Annotated in this window: 7 protein-coding genes; all 7 read left to right on the forward strand. The window is 66.8% G+C overall.

What is annotated here, in order from left to right; translation table 11 throughout:
• Window positions 1–933: P-type DNA transfer ATPase VirB11 (gene virB11 / locus ABIS05_RS22645; protein ID WP_348012237.1), on the forward strand; the 933-nt coding region annotated here is incomplete at its 5' end.
• On the forward strand, window positions 930–2,930 hold the full coding sequence (locus ABIS05_RS22650) for a type IV secretory system conjugative DNA transfer family protein (RefSeq protein ID WP_348012238.1): 2,001 nt from the start codon (window positions 930–932) through the stop codon (window positions 2,928–2,930). The genes virB11 and ABIS05_RS22650, both read left to right, overlap by 4 nt.
• 15 nt (window positions 2,931–2,945) lie before the next feature.
• Window positions 2,946–3,596: an OmpA family protein gene (locus ABIS05_RS22655; RefSeq protein ID WP_348012239.1), complete on the forward strand. Its 651-nt coding sequence runs from the start codon at window positions 2,946–2,948 to the stop codon at window positions 3,594–3,596.
• Window positions 3,597–3,624: 28 nt separating this feature from the next.
• The gene (locus ABIS05_RS22660) at window positions 3,625–4,767 is read left to right on the forward strand and encodes an LPD7 domain-containing protein (RefSeq protein WP_348012240.1); all 1,143 of its coding nucleotides are present in this window, start codon (window positions 3,625–3,627) and stop codon (window positions 4,765–4,767) included.
• A 10-nt stretch (window positions 4,768–4,777) separates the two neighbouring features.
• A complete protein-coding gene (locus ABIS05_RS22665; RefSeq protein ID WP_348012241.1) occupies window positions 4,778–6,058 on the forward strand; it encodes a DUF1173 domain-containing protein in 1,281 nt (426 codons plus the stop codon).
• Window positions 6,055–6,759, forward strand: coding sequence for a type IV toxin-antitoxin system AbiEi family antitoxin domain-containing protein (locus ABIS05_RS22670; RefSeq protein WP_348012242.1), 705 nt, complete (start codon window positions 6,055–6,057; stop codon window positions 6,757–6,759). Before ABIS05_RS22665 ends, ABIS05_RS22670 begins: the two co-directional genes overlap by 4 nt.
• Window positions 6,752–7,043 (forward strand): nucleotidyl transferase AbiEii/AbiGii toxin family protein (locus ABIS05_RS22675; protein WP_348012243.1); only part of this gene is annotated, 292 nt, incomplete at its 3' end. The genes ABIS05_RS22670 and ABIS05_RS22675, both read left to right, overlap by 8 nt.

Genomic DNA, 7,043 nt, shown 5'->3' on the forward strand with positions numbered 1-7,043 from the left:
GGCTGGCAAGGCATCGCAGCGCCGGAGGTGACGCAAGAGCGCTGCCTGTCGCTGGCCACCGCCGTGGCCACCTTCTGCGATCAGCAGATCAACCAGGAACGCCCGCTGCTGTCGGCCACGCTGCCCAGCGGCGAACGCATCCAGTTCGTCATCCCCCCTGCCGTGCCGCGCGGCACGATATCCATCACGGTGCGCAAGCCGTCGCACCTGATCAAGCGGCTCGATGACTTCGAGCGCGAAGGCCTGTTCGAGCGGATTGACGAAAGAAGCGCCACCGTGACGCGCACGCCGAACGCCGAGCTGCTCCCTGTCGAGCGCGAACTGTTGGAGCTGAAGGATGCCGGCCGCTACGCCGACTTCCTGCGCCTGGCGGTACGCCGGCACCAAACCATCGTCGTCAGCGGCAAGACCGGCTCAGGCAAAACCACGTTCATGAAGGGCCTGGTCGAGGAAGTGCCGAAGCACGAGCGGCTGATCACGATCCAGGACACCGCCGAGCTGACGCTGCCGAACCACCCGAACGTGGTCCACCTGTTCTACAGCAAGGACGCGCAGGGCACAGCCCGTGTGACGGCCAAGTCGCTGCTGGAAGCCTGCCTGCGCATGAAGCCGGACCGCATCTTCCTGGCCGAGGTGCGCGGCGACGAGTGCTTCTACTTCGTACGGCTCGCGGCGTCAGGCCACCCGGGCAGCATCACCAGCGTGCATGCGGGAAGCTGCGCGCTCGCCTTTGAGCAGATGGCGCTGATGATCCGCGAGACGGGTGCCGGCGGTGGTTTGGCGCTGAACGAGATCAAGGGGCTGCTGAGCGTCGTCGTCGATGTCATCGTCCAGTTCGACCGTGACGAGCGCGGGCGCTTCATCTCCGAGATCCTGTACGAACCAAAGTGCCAGCGGCTCGGTCGCTGGAAACAGCAGGCGGCAAAGGCATGAGCAGCGTCACCGCCCTGCCCTTTGCCGCCTGGCCCACCGGCCGCAAGGTCGCGGCATGCACCTTCGCCGCGATCAGCTACGTCGCGCTGGCCTGTGCGGCGGTGTACCTGGCCGGCGTCCTGTTCTTCGTGCTGAACAAGGCCAACCCGATGCAGGCGCAGTTCACCAGCATCGTCCACTACTGGGACCTTTATGCCGACGATGCCCAGCTGCGCAAGAAGCTGCAGATTGCCATAGCGGTCTCGGGGATCGGCATGCTGGTCCTGCTGCCAGCAGGGCTGGTCGCCGCCGCACGGCCCCGGCGGGCGCTGCATGGCGATGCGCGATTCGCCAGTCCTGCCGAGGTCGCTCTCGCGGGGCTGACCCGAAGCAACGGCCCGCCGGGCATCCTGATCGGCCGGCACCGTGGCCAGTTCCTGTCGCTCCCGGGCCAGCTCTCGGTGATGCTGTCCGCGCCCACCCGCAGCGGCAAGGGCGTGGGCGTCGTCATCCCCAATCTGCTGAACTGGCCCGACTCGGTCATGGTGCTCGACATCAAGGGCGAGAACTACGACATCACGGCCGGCTACCGCGCGGCGCACGGCCAGGTGGTCTATGCCTTCTCCCCCTTCGACGAAGACGCCCGCAGCCACCGCTGGAACCCCCTGACTGCCGTGCGCCCCAGCCCGCTGCACCGCGTCGGTGACCTGCTCACCATCGGCCAGGTCTTCTTCCCCAATGACGGCAGCGGCACGTCGTCAGAAGCCTTCTTCAACGACCAGGCGCGCAACCTGTTCATGGGCCTCGGGCTTCTTCTCCTCGAAACCCCGTCCCTGCCACGGACCATCGGCGAGATGCTGCGCCAGTCGTCGGGCAAGGGTCGGTCACTCAAGGACCACTTGAGCGGCCTGATCACCCAGCGCCGCGATGAGAACAACCCGTTGTCAGACGAGTGCACGGATGCCCTGCTGCGCCTGCTGTCAAACTCCGAGAACACGCTGTCCAGCGTGGTCGCCACCTTCAACGCGCCGCTGACGATCTTTGCGGATGCGGTGGTCGATGCCGCCACCAGTGCCGACGACTTCCGACTTGAGGACGTGCGCCGGCGCCGCATGTCGGTGTACGTGCGCATCCCGCCGAACCGGCTGGCCAATGCGCGGCCGCTGCTGAACCTGTTCTTCTCACAGCTCGTCAGCTTGAACACCCAGCACCTGCCCGAGCATGACGCGACGCTGAAACTGCAGTGCCTGCTGGTCAACGACGAGTTCACGGCCATGGGTCGGGTGGGTGTCATCACCACCACCGCCGCCTTCATGGCCGGCTACAACCTGCGCCTGCTGACCGTGGTGCAGGCCATGTCGCAGCTCGACGCCGTGTACGGCGACAAGGAGGCCCGCACCTTCGCCACCAACCACGGCCTGCAGATCCTCTACGCGCCCCGCGAACAGCGCGACGCCGACGAGTACAGCGCCATGCTGGGCCACTTCACCGACCGCGCCACGTCGCGGGGGCGCAGCCGGTCCTTCAGCGGCCATGGGTCCAGCAGCGTCAGCGTCAACGAGAGCGAACAGCGCCGTGCCCTGCTGCTGCCCCAGGAGTTCAAGGAACTGGGTGCCGAGCGCCTGGTCGTGATCTTCGAGAACTGCAAGCCCATCCTCGGCGAGAAGATCCGCTACCACCGCGACAAGGTCTTCACGTCGCGCCTGCTGCCGGCACCGCACGTGCCACAAATGAACGTGGACCTGCATCTGGCGCGGGTTCAACAACGTTGGCGCTACGTCGACGATGACTGGGGTGAAGACGACAGCTTGGACTACGCGCAACTGGCCTACGACATGAGCCAGCTGCCCGACCTCGTCAACGGCGAGCCCGGCCGAGTGGCCGACGGCGTTCTTGACTTCATCGTCGGCCCCCGGCCTGGCGCTGCCGCCGCAGGCGGCGCGATCGAAGCCGCCGCCGACGAAAACGGCGTGCACATCGCCGAGCCCTCCGCCATCGAGCGCGCCGACATCACCTAAACCTGGAGCCACGCCATGCGACCCACCCTTGCCGTTACGCCCTTCATCCCGTGGCTGCTCGCGCTGGCTTCATGCAGTTCGCCCCCGGAGCCGCCGACCGTCGACGAGTCGCAGAAGCGGCCGGTCAACTCCAAAATGGCCGTCGAGCTGCAGGTTTGCAAGAACGACCTCCAGAACACGCGCCTTCTGGCCACCGAGTCCGGACGCCTTGCCAAAACCACCTCTGCCACGCTGGCCCACGTGGCGGCGCGCCAGCAGCTTCTGGCCGCCATGCAGGCAACCACCGCCCCGAAGGCCCAGGCCAACCGAGTCTTCACCGTGCGCTTCGACTTCGGAAGCACGCGCGTCGTCATCCCCACGGATGCCACCGCCTTGATCGAAGACGCGAAGGCAGCGCCGCTAATCCTGCTACGCGGGCGCACCGACGGCACCAGCGACGCGTCGGCCGAGGGCCGTATCGCCCGGGAACGGGCGGCCGCCGTGCGCGACTACCTCGTGGCCGCAGGCGTGGACCCGGCCCGCATCCGCGCCACCTACCAGCCGGCCGGCGACCACGTTGCCGACAACGCCAGTGCCGGCGGTCAAGCCTTGAACCGCCGCGTCGAGATCGAGCTGTACCGCGCGCTGCCGGTCGCGCTTGGCGCTGCTGCCAGCGCCCAACCCTGAGTCACCAACCCACCATAGCGAGGTCGCCATGGATGCAGACAATTCTCCCGCCCGCCAGGCAGTGCCACCCCAGGGTGGCACGGTCGAACCGGCCAAGCGCGCGCCCATCGCCATCGAACGGTTCCAGACGCCGAACGACGCTGCCGGCGAACGCTATGAGCTGCGAGATCCGTTTGCTGACGTCACGTACCGGGTCAACACCTTCCCGGAGATGGCAGCCAAGGCAGATCACCTCGGCAGCACGCGCGTCGTCGCGGTGGCGGAGGACGGCAAACGCACGCCGATCCACAAGGTCGACGGTGAGTGGCAGCGCGGACCGCAGCGCCCGGCGGCACCGGAACGACCACTGGACCCCGTGCCAGCGCGCGACCAGGTGCCCGAGGCCACGAACGTGGTTCCGATGCCGGGAGCTGCCAGAACATCCGCGCAGCCTGAACGAGTCGATGCCACAGCCATCGCAAAGATCGACGCCCAAGCCGAGCGCGCTGCTCTTGTCGCCCGCCTCGAAACCGCACTGACGGACCGCTACATCATCAAGCGAGCGCCGGTCACCGTCGGCGACGTGAGCATCGGTCGCGCCGAGTACCGCTTCCGTGGCGACACGTCCCGCGTGGCCTTCACCGAGTCGACCTTCCGCTTGGCCACCGACACTAACAGCCCGTCTGTCGCCCGTTCGATGGTCGACGTGGCCCAGGCGCGCAACTGGAAGGCGCTTCGCGTTTCGGGCCATGATGACTTCAAACGCATGGTCTGGCTCGAAGCCTCGGTGCGCGGCGTGAAGACCATCGGCTACGAGCCGAACCCGGGCGACCTGGAGCTGCTCAAGCGCGAACGCGAGGCACGCCTCGTCAACCGCATCGAGCCGACCAGGGACGGAAGCGGCAGCACAGCGACAGCGCCGGCCGAGAAGGGATCAGCCCGCGGTGGCGGTGGCCGCAAGGCCGTGCTGGCCGCCATCGAAGCGTTGCTGGTCGCCAAGAAGGTGCCCGAGAAGCAGCGCGAGGCGGTGATGGCCGCCGCCACCGAACAGCTCGCGCAGCGCATCCGCGACGGGCAGACGCCAAAGGTCAAGATCTACGACAAGGCGGCGCCGTCGCAGCGGCCTGCAGTCGTACCGACGCCCGAGATGCAGCGCACACGCGAACGCGGTGCACCAGCGCCGACGCGATGAGACCGCATCGATGGAAACTTCTGTCAACGGGGTCACGGCAACGCCGGCGGTCTACGAAATCGGCGGTCGGCGCATCGAGATCGAATCGCGCGGGTTTGCTGAGGCCCTCGCCGACGCCTACGCTGCCCACCAACGGCCCCGCTGCTTGTGCCAGGCCGAAGGCGTCGAGATGTACGTGGCCAGGCTTGCAGGTTCGAGCGGGGGCTACATCGTCAAACGCATGCCCGACACCGGCAGCCATCACGCACCCGCCTGTCCGTCCTACGAACCACCGGCCGAGTTCTCCGGCCTGGGCGAGGTGCTGGGCAGCGCGATCACCGAAGACCTGGCCACTGGCGAAACGACACTGAAACTGGACTTCCCGTTGACCAAGATGCCGGGCCGATTGCAGGTGCCGCCGCTCGGTGGCCAGAGCGATAGCGCGTCCTCTTCCGGCAACAAGCTCTCGTTACGCGGCCTGCTGCACTACCTGTGGGATCAGGCCGAGCTGACGCGCTGGCATCCCGGGTTCGCTGGCAAGAGAACCTGGGCGACGGTACGCAGGCACCTGCTCTTGGCTGCAGCAAACAAGTTCACCGGCAGCGGCGCGCTCCGCACTCGGTTGTATGTGCCAGAGCCCTTTTCGGTGGAGGCGCGAGACGCAATCAACGCGCGGCGTCTGGCGCATTGGCGGCAGGCCGTTGCCGCACCGGGGAAGCCTCAGCAATTGATGCTGTTGATCGGTGAGGTGAAGGAGATCGTGCCGGCCCGCTATGGCTTCAAGGCTGTGGTGAAGCATGTACCCGACCAGGGCTTCATGGTGGACGAGCGGCTTTACCGCCAACTGGGCCGACGCTTCGAACCGGAGCTGGCGCTGTGGGGTGCGGCCAAGGGCATCCACATGGTCATGATCGCCACCTTCTGCGTTGCGACAGGCGTCCCTGCAGTCGTGGATGTCTCGCTGATGCCCGTGACGCAGCAATGGCTACCGGTCGAGGATCCGTTCGAAAAGCAACTCTTTGATCGGCTCGTGGGAGAGCGGCGCAGCTTCGTGAAAGGCCTTCGCTACGACCTGAATGCAGGAAGCGAGGTGGCCAATGCAATGCTGACCGACTGCGAGGATTCGACACCACGACTCTCCGAGGTTCACCCGGGCAGCAAGGGCAACCACGGCAGCGGGCAGCATCTTCAGATCGGCGATCCTTCAGTACCGGTGTGGCTGTGGGATCCATCCAGCGAAGCGATGCCAGCGCTGCCGCGTCGGCAGCCACACCAACCAAGTACGGTTGAGACTCCGGTCGCGTTCCGATGAACGGCCAGTTGCTCGCGGCCACGCCGAAGTGGTATAAAAACTCGGACGATTATCTGTTTCGACCGAGGATTCATACCATACCCGCCTCCGACACGTCCACGCAGCGCACCCAGGCGCTGGCGCTGCTCCAGCGGCGGGGAATAACGCGGCTCGCCGAGTTCAGCGCGGCGGGCATCACCGCCACCACGGTCAGCCGCATGGAGCGCGCCGGTGAGGTGGTTCGCCTCGCCCGCGGGCTCTACCAACTTCCCGATGCCGCGCTGGATGCGCAGCAGTCCCTGGCCGAAGCGGCGCGCCTTGTGCCCAAAGGTGTCATCTGCCTGGCCTCGGCTCTGGCATTCCACGGCCTCACTGACCAGATGCCGCCGAAGGTCTGGATCGCCATCGGACGCAAGGACTGGCGCCCCCGGGTCACCTACCCACCGATCCGCGTCGCCCGGTTCTCCGACGAGCTTCTGCAACGCAGCGTTGAACACAGGAAGATCGCCGACACGCCGGTGCCTGTGTTCGGCGTTGCCAAGACAGTGGTCGACCTTTTCCGCTACCGTCGAACGGTGGGCGATTCCCTGGCTGTCGAAGGCCTGCGCCAAGCGCTGCGCCAGCGCAAAGCAACGCCAGCGGAGATCGCGCGTGAGGCCAAGGTCGCAGGCGTCTGGGCCACGATGGAGCCCTACGTCATGGCGCTGACCAGCGATGCCTGATCGTCCGCACAACGTCGGCGCCTCAGTGCGCCAGCGCCTGCTGAATCTGGCGCATGTGCGCGGCCAGCCGATGGAACTGCTGCTGACGCGCTACGCGCTGGAGCGTCTGCTGCATCGGCTCAGTCTGTCGCCGCACCGAGAACGGTTCGTGCTGAAGGGCGCGATGCTGCTCGCCGCCTGGTTCGACGAGCCGCACCGAGCGACACGGGATGTGGACCTGCTTGGTTTCGGGGACCCGGCGCGCGATGCGCTGCTCGGGACGTTCCGCGAGATCCTGGCGATCG

Origin of the sequence: Roseateles sp., from assembly GCF_039929605.1 — a bacterium.
Lineage (GTDB): Bacteria > Pseudomonadota > Gammaproteobacteria > Burkholderiales > Burkholderiaceae_C > Pelomonas.

Coding starts and splice junctions, on each gene's coding strand:
- ABIS05_RS22650 (WP_348012238.1), top strand. CDS start 930: ATGAGCAGCGTCACCGCCCTGCCCTTTGCCGCCTGGCCCACCGGCCGC.
- ABIS05_RS22655 (WP_348012239.1), top strand. CDS start 2,946: ATGCGACCCACCCTTGCCGTTACGCCCTTCATCCCGTGGCTGCTCGCG.
- ABIS05_RS22660 (WP_348012240.1), top strand. CDS start 3,625: ATGGATGCAGACAATTCTCCCGCCCGCCAGGCAGTGCCACCCCAGGGT.
- ABIS05_RS22665 (WP_348012241.1), top strand. CDS start 4,778: ATGGAAACTTCTGTCAACGGGGTCACGGCAACGCCGGCGGTCTACGAA.
- ABIS05_RS22670 (WP_348012242.1), top strand. CDS start 6,055: ATGAACGGCCAGTTGCTCGCGGCCACGCCGAAGTGGTATAAAAACTCG.